Source organism: Bacillus sp. 0209A (genome assembly GCF_036765095.1).
Lineage (GTDB): Bacteria > Bacillota > Bacilli > Bacillales > Bacillaceae > Bacillus > Bacillus subtilis_G.
In genome coordinates, this window is record NZ_JBAIZV010000002.1 from 725608 (window position 1) to 740965 (window position 15358).

Annotated in this window: 14 protein-coding genes; 12 read left to right on the plus strand and 2 right to left on the minus strand. The window is 45.8% G+C overall.

Annotated features, from left to right (window positions below; all coding sequences use genetic code 11):
- The first annotated feature begins 9 nt into the window (after positions 1-9).
- Together V6D44_RS08860 and V6D44_RS08865 are read left to right on the plus strand one after the other, a co-directional pair.
- Positions 10-1176 carry a DegT/DnrJ/EryC1/StrS family aminotransferase gene (locus V6D44_RS08860; RefSeq protein WP_202328000.1) on the plus strand — a complete coding sequence of 389 codons (1167 nt, stop codon included), beginning with the start codon at positions 10-12 and terminating at the stop codon, positions 1174-1176.
- A complete protein-coding gene (locus V6D44_RS08865; RefSeq protein ID WP_087993505.1) occupies positions 1155-2123 on the plus strand; it encodes a polysaccharide pyruvyl transferase family protein in 969 nt (322 codons plus the stop codon). The genes V6D44_RS08860 and V6D44_RS08865 overlap by 22 nt, the downstream gene beginning before the upstream one ends.
- A gap of 9 nt (positions 2124-2132) precedes the next feature.
- On the opposite strand, the gene yvfG is transcribed toward V6D44_RS08865, so the two are convergent.
- Positions 2133-2351 (minus strand): protein YvfG, encoded by a 219-nt coding sequence (gene yvfG, locus V6D44_RS08870; protein WP_202328001.1) that lies wholly within the window; start codon positions 2349-2351, stop codon positions 2133-2135.
- Between the two features lie 78 nt (positions 2352-2429).
- Between yvfG and rpoN the strand changes: the two genes are divergently transcribed.
- The 3 genes from rpoN to V6D44_RS08885 all read left to right on the plus strand — a co-directional run bounded on the left by rpoN (position 2430) and on the right by V6D44_RS08885 (position 4445).
- Entirely contained in the window at positions 2430-3740 is a 1311-nt protein-coding gene (rpoN, locus tag V6D44_RS08875; RefSeq protein WP_087993503.1) for an RNA polymerase factor sigma-54, read from the plus strand.
- A 121-nt stretch (positions 3741-3861) separates the two neighbouring features.
- Positions 3862-4065, plus strand: coding sequence for a helix-turn-helix transcriptional regulator (locus V6D44_RS08880; RefSeq protein ID WP_087993534.1), 204 nt, complete (start codon positions 3862-3864; stop codon positions 4063-4065).
- Between the two features lie 5 nt (positions 4066-4070).
- Positions 4071-4445, plus strand: coding sequence for a hypothetical protein (locus V6D44_RS08885; RefSeq protein WP_207194128.1), 375 nt, complete (start codon positions 4071-4073; stop codon positions 4443-4445).
- A 74-nt stretch (positions 4446-4519) separates the two neighbouring features.
- Here V6D44_RS08885 and lutP read toward each other — a convergent pair whose 3' ends face one another.
- The gene (gene lutP / locus V6D44_RS08890; protein WP_087993501.1) at positions 4520-6217 is read right to left on the minus strand and encodes an L-lactate permease LutP; all 1698 of its coding nucleotides are present in this window, start codon (positions 6215-6217) and stop codon (positions 4520-4522) included.
- Positions 6218-6447: 230 nt separating this feature from the next.
- Between lutP and lutR the strand changes: the two genes are divergently transcribed.
- The 7 genes from lutR (at position 6448) to V6D44_RS08925 (ending at position 15330) form a co-directional block, all read left to right on the plus strand.
- On the plus strand, positions 6448-7170 hold the full coding sequence (gene lutR / locus V6D44_RS08895; protein ID WP_202328002.1) for an L-lactate utilization/bacilysin biosynthesis transcriptional regulator LutR: 723 nt from the start codon (positions 6448-6450) through the stop codon (positions 7168-7170).
- Positions 7171-7332: 162 nt separating this feature from the next.
- Positions 7333-8325, plus strand: a complete 993-nt coding sequence (gene ganR, locus V6D44_RS08900) for a galactan degradation operon transcriptional regulator GanR (RefSeq protein ID WP_333516413.1) — start codon at positions 7333-7335, stop codon at positions 8323-8325.
- Positions 8326-8464: 139 nt separating this feature from the next.
- A complete protein-coding gene (locus V6D44_RS08905) occupies positions 8465-9730 on the plus strand; it encodes a sugar ABC transporter substrate-binding protein (RefSeq protein ID WP_253268581.1) in 1266 nt (421 codons plus the stop codon).
- A gap of 39 nt (positions 9731-9769) precedes the next feature.
- A complete protein-coding gene (gene ganP / locus V6D44_RS08910) occupies positions 9770-11026 on the plus strand; it encodes an arabinogalactan oligomer ABC transporter permease GanP (protein WP_087993497.1) in 1257 nt (418 codons plus the stop codon).
- Between the two features lie 3 nt (positions 11027-11029).
- A complete protein-coding gene (ganQ, locus tag V6D44_RS08915) occupies positions 11030-11881 on the plus strand; it encodes an arabinogalactan oligomer ABC transporter permease GanQ (RefSeq protein ID WP_087993496.1) in 852 nt (283 codons plus the stop codon).
- Between the two features lie 18 nt (positions 11882-11899).
- On the plus strand, positions 11900-13963 hold the full coding sequence (gene ganA / locus V6D44_RS08920; protein ID WP_202328234.1) for a beta-galactosidase GanA: 2064 nt from the start codon (positions 11900-11902) through the stop codon (positions 13961-13963).
- A gap of 77 nt (positions 13964-14040) precedes the next feature.
- On the plus strand, positions 14041-15330 hold the full coding sequence (locus tag V6D44_RS08925; RefSeq protein WP_202328006.1) for an arabinogalactan endo-1,4-beta-galactosidase: 1290 nt from the start codon (positions 14041-14043) through the stop codon (positions 15328-15330).
- Positions 15331-15358: the final 28 nt, after the last annotated feature.

A 15358-nucleotide genomic window follows, 5' to 3' on the forward strand; every position in this document is an offset into this window, starting at 1 on the left:
GATGATTATATGCATAAAAGAATCTATTTATCTCCCCCTCACATGAGCGGCAGAGAGCAGCACTATATTTCAGAAGCCTTTCGCTCAAATTGGATTGCGCCGCTTGGGCCTCTCGTGAATTCATTTGAAGAGCAATTGGCTGAACGTGTCGGCGTAAAAGGGGCGGCGGCGGTCAGCTCAGGAACAGCGGCGATTCATCTGGCGCTGCGTTTGCTTGAGATAAAAGAAGGAGACAGCGTGTTTTGCCAGTCCTTCACATTTGTGGCGACCGCCAATCCGATTTTATATGAAAAAGCGGTGCCCGTCTTTATTGATTCCGAGCCTGATACGTGGAATATGTCGCCGCAAGCCCTAGAAAGAGCGCTGGAGGAAGCGAAAAGAAACGGAAAGCTGCCTAAAGCGGTTATTGCCGTCAATCTATATGGGCAAAGCGCGAAAATGGATGAAATTGTAAGCCTGTGTGATGCATATGGAGTTCCTGTCATTGAGGACGCAGCCGAATCTCTCGGCACAGTTTATAAAGGGAAGCAAAGCGGGACATTCGGGCGCTTCGGCATTTTTTCATTTAACGGGAACAAAATCATCACCACATCAGGCGGCGGGATGCTCGTTTCAGATGATGAAGCAGCTATTGAAAAAGCAAGATTTCTCGCTTCACAGGCACGTGAGCCGGCTGTACATTATCAGCATAGCGAAATCGGGCACAATTACAGGCTGAGCAATATCTTGGCCGGCGTCGGCATTGCCCAGCTTGAGGTGCTGGATGAACGGGTGGAGAAAAGAAGGGCCATTTTCACGAGATACAAGAATGCACTCGGTCACATAAACGGAGTCCGCTTTATGCCGGAACATGCAGCAGGTGTATCCAATCGCTGGCTCACCACACTTACACTTGATAACGGGCTGAGCCCGTATGACGCGGTTCAGCGTCTTGCGGAAGAAAACATTGAAGCGCGCCCGCTGTGGAAGCCGCTCCATACCCAGCCGCTGTTTGAGCCGTCTTTATTTTATGCTCATGAAGATACAGGAAGCATATGCGAAGATCTTTTCAAGCGGGGAATCTGTCTCCCATCAGGGTCAAATCTGACGGAAGAAGAGCAAGACCGGGTTATTGATGTACTCGTACACTTATTCCAAACTGGAGAGGTGAAGAAATGGACAGCAAGCATTCGATGATCAGCCTGAAACAGAAACTGTCCGGGCTGCTCGACGTCATTCCGAAACAATCCGAGATCATCTATGCCGATTATCCTCTATACGGAAATGTAGGGGATTTATTTATTATGAAGGGAACAGAAGCTTTCTTTAAAGAACATGGGATTCAGGTCAGAAAACGCTGGAATCCCGACAACTTTCCAGTCGGTCGAACGCTGGACCCGAATCTCATCATCGTCTGCCAGGGAGGCGGCAACTTCGGAGATTTGTATCCGTATTACCAAGGCTTTAGAGAGAAAATCGTCCAAACCTATCCGAACCATAAAATCGTGATCCTGCCGCAATCGATTTATTTTCAAAACGAAGACAATCTTAAACGGACGGCGGAGATATTTTCTGCACATGCGAATCTCCATATCATCACAAGGGAAAAAGCCTCCTATGCTACGGCGCAGGCTTATTTTACAAGCAATCACATTAAGCTTCTGCCTGATATGGCTCATCAGCTGTTTCCCGTCGTTCCCACGCAGCAGCCGTTCAATAAAAAGCTGAGATTTATCAGAACAGATCACGAAGCGAATAAGGAGCTTCAGGAACACGCTAAAGCGGAAAGCTACGACTGGCGTACGGTGCTGTCAGCTTCAGACCGCCGGACAATCGCTTTTCTGCAAACGCTGAACGTCCTGAACAAAAAAGCGGGCAATCCTCTGCCCATCGCGTATATATGGGAAAAATACTCGGATTATATCGTCAAAAAAGCGATTCGGTTCTTCAGCCGTTACGAATCGGTGGAAACGTCAAGGCTGCACGGCCACATCTTTTCATCTCTTCTTCAAAAAGAAAACACGGTTATTGATAATTCCTATGGGAAAAACGCCAATTACTATCACACCTGGATGGAAGAAGTACCGAACACCCGACTCATCCAGAACGCCTCAAAGAAGGAAAACCTTCCTGCTCACATGTGAGCGGAAGGTTTATTTTGTTTCTCCCCGTTTGACTTTATTGTACGCTTCATCTAAATGCTGAATCCGTTTCAAGACAACCGCGTTTTTCGTCAGCTGGTCCTGAACAAGCGTTGAGACGACGGAACGGTAGTAGCTGTTCATCGCATGGATTTTATCCTCAGACGGATTCATTTCAATATGCTGTTTTAAATTCTCAATAAAATAAGGGACGGAAAAAAGTTCAGACATTCTTTTGGCAGCTCCTTTTTCATAAATGTATACGGTGTGATCTCAATCATGTACAATGAAGAAAGGGGAGTGAGCAAGATGGATATGAAACTTCAGCAAGTACAAGTATTAAAGCCTCAACTGACACAGGAGCTCAGGCAGGCCATCACGCTGCTTGGCTATCATTCGGCAGAACTCGCCGAATACATTGATGAGCTCTCACTGGAAAACCCTCTTATTGAACGAAAGGAAACAGACACACCGCCACTATCTTACCATAAAACAAATAAAAACAGGATGAATCCACAGGAAGCAGGCCTTCAATTAAGTGATCCGCAAAAAACATTGCAGGATGTGTTAAAACAGCAGTCACTCGATATGAATCTGACAAACTCCGAAAAAAAGATTTTCAATTATCTGATTCATTCGCTTGATTCAAACGGGTACTTGGAAGAAGAGGTGGAGGAGGCAGCCCGGCGCCTATCTGTTTCGGCCAAGGAAGCGGAAGCTGTTTTGGCAAAACTCCAGTCGTTAGAGCCAGCTGGAATCGGCGCAAGATCTCTGAAGGAATGTATCCTTCTTCAATTACAGCGGCTGCCGGACAGAAATGAGCAAGCGGAAATGCTTGTTTCAGCTCATTTTGATGCTTTTGCGCAAAAAAAGTGGAAAGCGCTTTCAAATGAGACCGGGATTCCGCTTCATACCATTCAAGATATCTCTGATGACATCGCGGCTCTTCATCCGAGACCAGGCCTTCTGTTTGCCCGGCCAGAGCAAGATATGTATATCGAGCCTGACATTTTTATCTCTGTGAAAAACGGGCACATCGCAGCGGAGCTGAATACCCGCTCGTTTCCGGAAATAGAACTGCATTCGCAGTACAGACCGCTTTTATCGTCGGGCTCCTGTCAGGATACCGCCTCTTATTTATCCGCGAAATATCAGGAATGGCGCTGGCTGAGCCGCGCGCTGCGACAGCGAAAACAGACGATCACAAGAATTGTCAATGAGCTGATCACACGGCAAAGGGAGTTCTTTCTGAAAGGGAGAAGCGCAATGAAGCCGCTGACCCTCAGAGAGGTAGCCGACTGCCTAAGCCTTCATGAATCAACTGTAAGCCGGGCAATCAAAGGAAAAACGCTACAAACGCCGTACGGACTATTTGAGATGAAACTCTTTTTCTCAGCAAAAGCCGAGGCATCAGGAGATGGAGATGCGTCTAACTATGCAGTCAAAACACAGCTTGAAGACTTGATCAATCAAGAGGACAAAACAAAACCGCTCTCAGATCAAAAGATTGCCGATTTGCTATATGAACAGCACGGCATTCAAATCTCCAGACGCACCGTGGCAAAGTACCGCGATCAAATGAGCATTCCGTCATCGGCAGCGAGAAAACGGTATAAATAAAATCCTCCCGAAAAGGGAGGATTTTTATTGCGTAATTGCGGTGCTACATTCACAAATTGTAAAGCAAGCTTTACGTTATAATGAATTTATTGTACAATTAATGGAAAAAGAGGTAATCCCTTTGAAAAATAGGTTAATAGAATACAGAAAGAAATATGGATATTCCCAAGATACATTAGCTGAGCTACTAAACGTTAGCAGACAAACGGTTATATCAATTGAGAAAGGAAAATATAATCCTTCTTTGCCGCTGGCATTAGCAATCGCGAAAACGTTTCATACAACTGTCGAAAACATGTTTTATGAAGATGAGAACGAGAGGTGAAAATCATGGCATTACGAAAAGTTTACTTCATCATTGGCGCTTTATTCACAATGATTTTACTGATGAAAGCTTTTTTTCAAATTGTGACTCATTCTGTTTCCATTACTGAATTATTAATGTGGGGAGCACTGTCTTATTTAAGTTTTGCTGCGGGCTATATTTATCCGCATTTCAAAGAAAAAGATGAAAGAGCAAACTTGATTAAGCAAAAAGGAATGCAGTACGCACTTTATTCTGTATTGATTTATTGCGTAATAACCTTGTTCAGTATTCAGTTCAGCGCAGTGGCGTTATCGGCAGTTGAAATCATGAGGATTTTAATATCCTTAACAATCATTACAACCTTCACTTCGTGGGTGATATTATCAAAAAAATATTAAGAAATAAAACTGGCAGAACATCAATCTGCCAGTTTTGTTTTTATTTCTTGATAATCTTGACTGTTCATACTGCATCATCCTGCTGGAATCATCCAGCTGAACACGTGATGCTGTAAAAAAGTGATGATACAAACGAGCAGCAGTAAAAACAAGCTGTGCTTAATCGTAAAGCGGAAAAGATCCGACTCTTTCCCGGCGAGCCCTACCGCGGCGCACGCGACCGCGATCGACTGCGGCGAGATCATTTTTCCTGTGACACCGCCTGATGAATTGGCGGCGACAGACAGAACAGGGTCCATGCCGACTGATAACGCGGTGACTTTCTGCAGGTTGCCGAACAGCAGGTTGGCAGACGTATCCGAGCCGGTAATGAAGACGCCGAGCCAGCCGAGAACAGGCGAAAAGAAGGTAAACATCGAACCTGTCAGCGCAAGTGTCATCCCGAGGGTCGTGCTCATCCCCGAAGAGTTGGTGACATAGGCAAAACCAACGACAGAAGCGATGGTCAAAATCGGAAACTTCAACTCTTGGATCGTTTCTTTAAAAACAGCTCCCCAGTCTTTCCATGCAATCGCCGTGATGAACTTTGACAGCACGGCCGCAATCAATATCGCTGTGCCGGCCGAACCAAGCACCTCAAGCTTGTAAACCGCTTCAATCGGCGTACCGTCAGCATTGACAATTTGATTGTTCAAAAAAGGCACACCAGGGGCGAAAGTCAGTTTTTCTCCAATACCATTCAGCCACTTCAAGAAAACAGAAGCGCCTTCATAATGCCCGGTCAGCGCGGATTTGACAGAGGGAATGCCCCATATAGAAATCATCACCGTCAGCAGCAAAAATGGCGACCAGGCCTTAAAAATCTGTCCCCCGCTGTATGCAGGCGCTGCCTGACTCGTTTTCGCCGTTTCAATCGCTGCGGCCGATTCCTGTTCACCGGCAAACCGGAATGTTGTTTTCGGTTTCCACCATTTCAAAAACACAGCAAGCGCTGCCATCGAAACAAGCGCTGACAAAACATCCGGCAGCTCAGGCCCTAAAAAATTGGAGCTAAGATATTGAACGACAGCAAAGGAAACACCGGAAACGAGAATGGCCGGCCAGACCTCAAAGGCTTTCCTGAACCCGCTCATGATGATGAGTAAATAAAGAGGAATAAATACGGATAAAAACGGCAGCTGCCGCCCGACCATTTGCGAAATCTCCATCGCCGGAATTCCTGTTGGCCCTTCTACGGCTGTAATCGGAATCCCAATCGCGCCAAAGGCGACCGGCGCCGTATTGGCGATCAAACAGATTCCCGCCGCATAAAGAGGATTAAAGCCGAGGCCGACCAGCAGCGCGGCTGAAATGGCGACCGGCGCTCCGAAGCCCGCCGCTCCTTCTAAAAAAGCCCCGAATGAGAAAGCGATCAGGAGCGCCTGAAGCCGGCGGTCATCCGTAATCGAGAGAACAGAACTGCGAATGATATCAAATTGTCCCGTTTTCACAGTGATTTTATACAAAAAAACAGACGTCACAATGATCCAGCCGATCGGCAAAATCCCGTATACGGCTCCTTGTGTCGCGGACATCAGCGCTTTTTCCGCCGGCATCCGATAAACCAATACAGCGATGAAAAGTGCGATCCCCAATGTGGACAAGCCCGCTGTATACCCCTTCATCCGTTTAATCGCGAGTGCCCAAAAAAAGAAAATAATCGGTACAAGTGCCGCAAGCGCTGATAAAAGCAAATTTCCCCCTATAGGCGTATATGCCTGTGTCCATTGCATCCCAAACCCCTCCTAGAAACATAAACTGGCGTTGTGTGTAAGCGTTTTCTATAGATGGTAGTATGATCATCTGATGACTGGGTAATAAGACCAGTTACCTAGCATTATATTTTGAAAAAAAACAAAGTACAAGACTTTTTGACAAAATTGTCAAAATCTTTTGGCTTCCCCAAAAACAGAGTATAATAGATCGTAAACAGCCAGACCTACAAGTTACGGGGTGAATTGCATTGAAATACAAACAAATTAAAACAAAGAAAATATATGAAGAAGTGGCGGACGCACTATTAGACATGATCAAAAACGGCGAATTGAAGCCGGGAGATAAACTGGACTCCGTTCAAGCGCTTTCCGAAAGCTTTCAAGTCAGCCGCTCAGCGGTTCGCGAAGCACTTTCCGCGCTAAAAGCGATGGGGCTTGTCGAAATGAAACAGGGAGAAGGCACATACCTAAAGGAATTTGAGCTCAATCAAATTTCTCAGCCGCTCTCAGCCGCCCTTCTTATGAAAAAAGAGGACGTCAAGCAGCTGCTCGAGGTTAGAAAACTGCTTGAAATCGGCGTGGCTTCATTAGCTGCTGAAAAAAGAACAGAAGAGAATCTCGAAAGAATAAATGCCGCGTTAAAGGAAATGGGCAGCATTGAAGCCGACGGAGAGCTTGGAGAGAAAGCAGACTTCGCGTTTCATCTGGCGCTGGCTGACGCTTCCCAAAACGATCTTCTCAAACATCTGATGAACCACGTTTCATCATTGCTGCTGGAAACGATGAGAGAAACACGGAAAATCTGGCTGTTTTCCAAGAAGACCTCAGTTCAGCGGCTTTATGAAGAGCATGAACGGATTTACAATGCCGTGGCTGCACAGGATGGAGCGCAGGCGGAGGCTGCTATGCTGGCGCATTTAACGAATGTGGAAGATGTGCTTTCGGGATATTTCGAGGAAAATGTGCAATAACCAACTCATTTCCCGGGCAATTCTGCCGGTGCCGAATGAAAAACCGAGACTGAGCCGGAAATGGTTCAGTCTTTTTGCTTGCAGCAGCACTTGACATTTGCGAAAAACAAAGTAAAATATTTTACTAAAATGAATATGAGCTGAATAATGGAGGCAGATGCAATGGCGACAATTAAAGATATCGCGCAGGAAGCGGGATTTTCGATTTCAACTGTTTCCCGCGTTTTAAATAACGATGAAAGCCTTTCTGTTCCTGATGAGACACGGGAGAAAATCTATGAAGCCGCGGAAAAACTCAATTACCGCAAGAAAACAGTAAGGCCGCTAGTGAAACATATTGCGTTTTTATATTGGCTGACAGATAAAGAAGAATTAGAAGATGTCTATTTTAAAACGATGAGATTAGAAGTAGAGAAACTGGCGAGAGCATTCAATGTCGACATGACCACTTATAAAATATCGGATGGAATCGAAAGCATTCCTGCACATTTAGAAGGGTTTATTGCCGTCGGAACATTTTCTGATGAAGAGCTGGCTTTTCTCAGAAATCTCACTGAAAACGGTGTGTTTATCGATTCAACTCCTGATCCCGATTATTTTGACTCGGTAAGGCCCGATTTAGCTCAAATGACAAGGAAGACGGTAAATATCCTGAGCGGGAAAGGGCATAAGAGCATCGGTTTTATCGGCGGCACATACAAAAATCCGAACACCAATCAGGACGAAATGGACATCCGTGAACAAACCTTTAGATCTTATATGAGGGAAAAAGACTTGCTGGACGAGTGCTATATTTTCTGTCATCGCGGGTTCTCTGTAGAAAACGGCTATCGTCTGATGACAGCAGCGATCGACACATTAGGCGATCGGCTTCCAACGGCTTTTTTGATCGCGGCGGACCCGATTGCAGTTGGCTGTCTGCAAGCCCTGAACGAAAAAGGAATTGCCATACCGAACAGGGTAAGCATTGTGAGCATCAACAACATCAGCTTTGCAAAGTATGTCTCACCCCCTCTGACAACGTTTCATATTGATATACATGAATTATGCAAAAATGCTGTTGAAATGCTGCTTGAACAAGTGCAGGACAAGAGAAGAACGGTAAAAACATTATATGTGGGCGCGGAATTAATCGTCAGAAAGAGTATGAATTAAGAATGGCTTAGGACACTAAGCTGTTTTTTATTGGTAAAAAAATTTACTGATAGAAGTAAATAGTTTGTTTACATATTTTCTCATCCGTGCTATATTATTTTTTAAAGCGCTTTCATTACTGGCGAAAGGGTGACAAACAATGAAAATGGCGAAAAAGTGTTCCGCACTCATGCTCTGTGCGGCTGTCAGTTTATCCTTGGCGGCTTGCGGCCCAAAGGAAAGCGGCAGCACCAAACCAAGCTCAAAAGGGGCAAAGCTTGTCGTGTGGGAGGATAAAGAAAAGAGCATCGGCATTAAAGGTGCCGTTGCCGCGTTTGAAAAAGAGCATGATGTGAAGGTCAAAGTCGTTGAAAAACCGTATGCCAAGCAGATTGAAGATTTGCGAATGGACGGACCGGCCGGCACGGGTCCTGACGTGTTAACCATGCCGGGTGACCAAATCGGAACGGCTGTCACGGAGGGATTACTCAAGGAATTACATGTTGAAAAGGACGTGCAATCGCTTTACACTGACACTTCCATCCAATCTCAAATGGTAGATCAAAAGCTTTATGGGCTGCCTAAAGCGGTCGAAACGACAGTGCTTTTTTACAACAAAGATCTTATTTCAGAGAAGGAATTGCCGCAAACGCTGGGGGAGTGGTACGACTATTCCAAAAAGACTGCTGACGGCAGCAAATTTGGCTTTTTAGCGTTATTTGATCAAATTTATTACGCGGAAAGTGTGATGAGCGGTTACGGCGGATATATTTTCGGAAAAGACAAAGATGGCAGCTATAACCCGTCAGACATCGGGATCAATAATGAAGGCGCTGTCAAAGGTGCGGCGCAGATTCAAAAGTTTTACAAGGATGGTTTATTCCCGGCAGGCATTATTGGAGAACAAGGGATAAACGTGCTGGAATCACTGTTCACAGAAGGAAAAGCCGCAGCGATTATCTCGGGCCCATGGAATGTAGACGCCTTTTCGAAAGCAGGAATCAATTATGGCATAACGAAACTGCCGGAACTGGAAAAGGGGAAAAACATGAGTTCCTTTATCGGCGTCAAAAGCTACAATGTCAGTGCGTTTTCAAAGAATGCGGAGCTGGCGCAGGAATTAGCCATTTTTCTTGCAAACGAAAAAAATGCTAAAACACGCTATGAAAAAACGAAAGAAGTTCCTGCTGTGAAATCCTTAGCCAATGATCCGGCTATTATGAAAAGCGAGGCGGCACGGGCTGTTACGGAACAAACCCGCTTCGCAGAGCTGACACCAAATATTCCGGAAATGAATGAAATATGGACGCCGGCTGATTCAGCATTACAGACGATTGCAACAGGAAAAGCAGATCCGAAACAAGCATTGGATCAAGCGGCTGAAACGGCTAAAGGACAAATCAAGGCAAAGCACAGCGGAAAATAAAGAGAAAGCTAGATTTGTATTGTGAGAGAGGTGAAAACGGTGCAGCATCGTCAAATCGCTTTGTTGCTGTCTATCATCCCGGGGTTCGGGCAATTTTATAACAAGCAATGGATAAAAGGTTTGGTCTTTCTTTTCCTAGGCGTATCGTTTTTTGCGGTCTTTGGAGATCTGCTCAATATGGGGTTTTGGGGAATTTTCACGTTGGGAACAGAGGTGCCGCGGGATCATTCCGTGTTTCTGCTGGCGGAAGGGATTATCGCTGTAATCGTGACCTGCTTTGGCCTTGCGGTGTATTATGTGAATCTTCGCGATGCGTTTCAAAGCGGAAAACAGCGCGATGAAAACAAGCCATTGAGCTCTCTCAAGGAACAATACCAACATATCATTTCTCATGGCTACCCTTATGTCGTCAGCGGACCATCTTTGTTTATTTTAATTTTCGCCGTCATTTTCCCCATCTTATTCAGCTTTGCACTAGCCTTTACGAACTATGATTTATATCATTCGCCTCCTGCTAAATTAATTGATTGGGTCGGTTTTCAAACCTTCTCAAACATTTTCACAGTTGATATTTGGAGGTCGACTTTTTTTGATGTGCTGGCTTGGACGGTGGTTTGGACACTTGCTGCATCCACACTGCAAGTCAGTTTGGGGATTTTTCTCGCGATTATTGTCAATCAGAAAGACATTCGTTTTAAACGTTTTTTCCGGACGATTTTGATTTTGCCATGGGCTGTTCCCGGTTTTGTGACGATTTTAATTTTTGCAGGGCTGTTTAATGATAGCTTCGGTGCGATGAATCATGATATCTTGGCTTTCTTCGGCATAGAGCCTCTTCCATGGATGACAGATGCCAATTGGTCGAGGCTTGCGCTGATTCTTATGCAGGGCTGGCTCGGGTTTCCGTACATCTTTCTCGTCTCAACAGGCGTCTTGCAGTCCATTCCGGACGATCTGTATGAAGCAGCCACGATTGATGGCGCTTCTGTTTTCTCGAAGCTGAGATACATCACGCTTCCGATGGTGTTCATTGCTATGGCTCCGATTATCATTACTCAGTTTACGTTTAATTTTAATAACTTTAATATTATCTATCTATTCAATGGCGGCGGTCCGGCGGTAACCGGGTCAACAGCCGGCGGGACAGATATCCTTGTTTCGTGGATTTACAAATTGACAATGCAGTCCAGTCAATATTCACTCGCCGCGGCTTTAACGATTTTATTATCTGTGTTTGTCATCTCTATCGCATTGTGGCAGTTCAGACGGACGAAGTCTTTTAAAGAGGAGGCATGAGGCATGCTGGCAGATATGAAGGTCAGAAAATGTATTCGTCTCCTTTTGTCTTACTTGTTGTTAGCCTGTATGGCGGCCATCATTGTTTATCCTCTCCTTTGGACGGCAGGCGCAAGCTTTAACCCCGGCAACAGCTTAATCAGCACATCCATCATTCCGAAGCATCCGACATTCGATCATTACAAGGAGTTATTTGCGGGCGAAGAAAGCCTTCAATATGTGCAGTGGTATCTCAACTCAATGAAGATCAGCCTGTTTACGATGGCGGGATCTTTGATCTGTGTGACGTTTACCGCCTATGCATTTTCGCGCTTTCGATTTAAAGGAAGGAAATACGCTTTAACCCTCTTTTTATTGCTGCAAATGATTCCTCAGTTTTCGGCTTTAATCGCCTTGTTTGTGCTGGCGCAAATCTTGGGGATGATCAATAGCCACTGGCTGTTAATCTTGCTTTATATCGGCGGCCTGATCCCGATGAATACGTATTTGATGAAAGGATACATGGATTCCATTCCGATGGATTTAGACGAAAGCGCCAAGATTGACGGGGCCGGCAGCACAAGAATCTTCTTCCAGATCATTCTGCCATTATCAAAACCGATGGCGGCAGTAGTCGCCATGAACGGCTTTACCGGCCCGCTCGGAGATTTTGTGCTGTCCTCAACGATATTGAGAACGCCAGAATCATATACATTGCCCGTAGGTCTATTCAATTTAGTGAATGATGTTATGGGAGCCAGCTATACAACATTTGCAGCCGGAGCCCTGCTTATCAGCATACCGGTTGCCATCATCTTTATCATGCTGCAAAAGCATTTTGTGTCCGGATTAACCGCTGGGGGAACAAAAGGGTAAGAGAATAAGGGGGAGAAAATAATGGCAAAGCTTGAAAAAACGTACGTTACTAAAGCGAAGTTTATGCTCCACGGAGGAGACTACAATCCTGATCAGTGGCTGGATCGGCCTGATATTTTAGCCGATGATATTAAGCTGATGAAGCTTTCTCATACGAATACGTTTTCTGTCGGCATTTTTGCATGGAGCGCGCTTGAGCCGGAAGAGGGCGTATATCAATTTGAATGGCTTGATGATATTTTTGAACGGATTCACAGCATAGGCGGCCGGGTCATATTAGCAACGCCAAGCGGAGCCCGTCCTGCCTGGCTGTCACAAACCTATCCTGAAGTGCTGCGGGTCAATGCCTCCCGCGTCAAACAGCTGCACGGCGGAAGGCACAACCACTGCCTTACATCTAAAGTCTACCGTGAAAAAACACGTCACATCAACCGGTTATTAGCAGAACGATACGGCAATCATCCGGCGCTGTTAATGTGGCATATTTCCAACGAATACGGAGGAGAGTGCCACTGCGACCAATGCCAGCATGCTTTCAGGGTGTGGCTGAAATCGAAATATGACAACAGCCTCAAGGCATTGAACCATGCGTGGTGGACTCCTTTTTGGAGCCATACATTTAATGATTGGTCACAAATTGAAAGCCCTTCGCCGATCGGTGAAAATGGCTTGCACGGTTTGAACTTAGACTGGCGCCGGTTCGTCACTGATCAAACGATTTCGTTTTATGAAAATGAAATCATCCCGCTGAAAGAACTGACGCCTGATATCCCTATCACAACGAACTTTATGGCTGACACACCGGATTTGATTCCGTATCAGGGCCTCGACTACAGCAAATTTGCGAAGCATGTCGATGTCATCAGCTGGGACGCTTATCCGGTCTGGCACAATGACTGGGAAAGCACAGCCGATTTGGCGATGAAGGCCGGCTTTATCAATGACATGTACCGCAGCCTAAAGCAGCAGCCTTTCTTATTAATGGAGTGTACGCCAAGCGCGGTCAATTGGCATAACGTCAATAAGGCGAAGCGCCCGGGCATGAATCTGCTGTCGTCTATGCAAATGATTGCCCACGGTTCAGACAGCGTACTCTATTTCCAATACCGTAAATCGCGCGGATCATCAGAAAAATTGCACGGGGCGATTGTTGATCATGATAATAGCCCGAAGAACCGGGTCTTTCAAGAAGTGGCCAAAGTCGGCGAAACATTAGAACAGCTTTCCGCGATTGTCGGAACGAATCGGCCCGCTGAAACTGCTATTTTATATGACTGGGAAAATCATTGGGCGCTCGAGGATGCTCAGGGTTTTGCGAAGGCGACAAAACGTTATGCGCAAACGCTTCAGCAGCATTACCGCACGTTCTGGGAACACGATATCCCTGTCGACGTCATCACAAAAGAACAAGATTTTTTATCATATAAACTGCTGATCGTCCCGATGCTTTATTTAATCAGCGAAGACACCATTTCCCGTTTAAAAGCGTTTACGGCTAATGGCGGCACCTTAGTCATGACATATATCAGCGGAATTGTGAACGAACATGACTTAACGTACACAGGCGGATGGCATCCGGATTTGCAAGCCATTTTCGGAATGGAGCCTCTTGAAACCGATACGCTGTACCCAAAGGATCGAAATGCTGTCAGTTATCGCAGCCAATCATATGAAATGAAGGATTATGCAACGGTGATTGATGTAAAGACGGCGTCTGCAGAAGCTTTGTATCAAGAAGATTTTTATGCGCGTACGCCAGCGGTGACAAGCCATCAATATCAGCGGGGCAAGGCGTATTTTATCGGTGCGCGTTTGGAGGATCAATTTCATCGGGATTTCTATGAAGGGCTGATCACAGACCTGTCTCTTTCTCCTGTTTTTCCGGTTCGGCACGGAAAAGGCGTCTCCGTACAAGCGAGGCAGGATCAGGATAATGATTACATTTTTGTAATGAATTTCACGGAAGAAAAACAGCTGGTCACGTTTAATCAGAGTGTGAAAGATATGATGACCGGAGAGATAGTATCTGGCGACCTGACGATGGAAAAATATGAAGTGAGAATCGTCGTAAACACACATTAGGCTGATGCCTCCGCTCGATATGGGCGGATTCTTTTTTATTGTATTTTGAAAGCGTTTACCAAGGAGTGAGAAGTGTCATGAAATGCAGCGTGAAAATGTTCTTTGCAGCTGCCATCGTGTGGAGTGTATTCAGTTCTACGGGATATGCCGCTGCCATTGGGGAGGAGAAACATGTGCCGAAGCCTCGGACAGAGGATCTTTTCGTTAAAAAAGTAGAGGGCATGAACAAGGACTTTATCAAAGGGGCAGATGTGTCCAGTGTTATTGCTTTAGAAAACAGCGGAGTCACCTTTTACAATACAAGCGGAAAACGCCAGGACATCTTTACAACCCTAAAACAAGCCGGCGTCAACTATGTTCGCGTCCGCATTTGGAATGATCCGTATGATTCACATGGCAGTGGATATGGAGGGGGAAACAATGATGTTCAAAAAGCCATTGAGATCGGAAAAAGAGCGACAGCGAATGGAATGAAGGTGCTGGCCGACTTTCATTATTCTGATTTCTGGGCCGATCCTGCGAAACAGAAGGCCCCCAAAGCTTGGGCGAATTTAAGCTTTGAAGCTAAAAAAACAAAGCTCTATGAGTATACGAAACAAAGCCTGCAAAAAATGATCAAGGAAGGCGTCGACATCGGCATGGTTCAGGTCGGAAATGAAACAACAGGGGCATTTGCGGGCGAAACCGATTGGGCGAAGATGAGTCAATTATTTAATGAAGGAAGCCGGGCGGTCAGAGAAACAGACCCAGGCATCTTGGTCGCGCTGCATTTTACCAATCCTGAAACAACTGGAAGGTATTCATTTATTGCAGAAACACTCCGCAAAAACAAAGTGGATTATGATGTGTTTGCCAGTTCTTATTATCCTTTCTGGCACGGCACATTGCAGAATTTGACCTCTGTGCTGAAGGCAGTTGCCGGGACGTACGGCAAAAAAGTCATGGTGGCGGAGACATCGTACACTTATACCGCTGAGGACGGTGATGGGCATGAAAATACAACGCCAAAAAGCGGGCAGACGCTGCCATATCCTATTTCCGTTCAAGGCCAGGCGAATGTGATAAGAGATGTGATGCAGGCCGTAGCGAATACAGGAACGGCGGGACTTGGCGTGTTCTATTGGGAGCCTGCGTGGATTCCAGTCGGGCCGAAAACACAGGTGGAGAAAAACAAAGTGTTATGGGAAACATTCGGTTCAGGATGGGCCTCGAGCTATGCCGCTGAATATGACCCAGAAGATGCCGGGAAGTGGTATGGGGGAAGTGCTGTGGATAACCAAGCTTTGTTTGATTTTAACGGACACCCGCTGCCTTCCTTGCAGGTATTTCAATATGCGGAGTCAGGCCATATTCCGAAAAAACGTTAAACAGAAAATCCTGAGATGTAACAAATCA

Bases quoted from the DNA above. Each gene is read 5' to 3' on its own strand.
- ganR (WP_333516413.1), top strand. From the start codon at position 7,333: ATGGCGACAATTAAAGATATCGCGCAGGAAGCGGGATTTTCGATTTCA.
- lutP (WP_087993501.1), bottom strand. From the start codon at position 6,217: ATGCAATGGACACAGGCATATACGCCTATAGGGGGAAATTTGCTTTTA.
- V6D44_RS08860 (WP_202328000.1), top strand. From the start codon at position 10: ATGCATAAAAGAATCTATTTATCTCCCCCTCACATGAGCGGCAGAGAG.
- ganQ (WP_087993496.1), top strand. From the start codon at position 11,030: ATGCTGGCAGATATGAAGGTCAGAAAATGTATTCGTCTCCTTTTGTCT.
- V6D44_RS08865 (WP_087993505.1), top strand. From the start codon at position 1,155: ATGGACAGCAAGCATTCGATGATCAGCCTGAAACAGAAACTGTCCGGG.
- rpoN (WP_087993503.1), top strand. From the start codon at position 2,430: ATGGATATGAAACTTCAGCAAGTACAAGTATTAAAGCCTCAACTGACA.
- yvfG (WP_202328001.1), bottom strand. From the start codon at position 2,351: ATGTCTGAACTTTTTTCCGTCCCTTATTTTATTGAGAATTTAAAACAG.
- V6D44_RS08905 (WP_253268581.1), top strand. From the start codon at position 8,465: ATGAAAATGGCGAAAAAGTGTTCCGCACTCATGCTCTGTGCGGCTGTC.
- V6D44_RS08885 (WP_207194128.1), top strand. From the start codon at position 4,071: ATGGCATTACGAAAAGTTTACTTCATCATTGGCGCTTTATTCACAATG.
- V6D44_RS08925 (WP_202328006.1), top strand. From the start codon at position 14,041: ATGAAATGCAGCGTGAAAATGTTCTTTGCAGCTGCCATCGTGTGGAGT.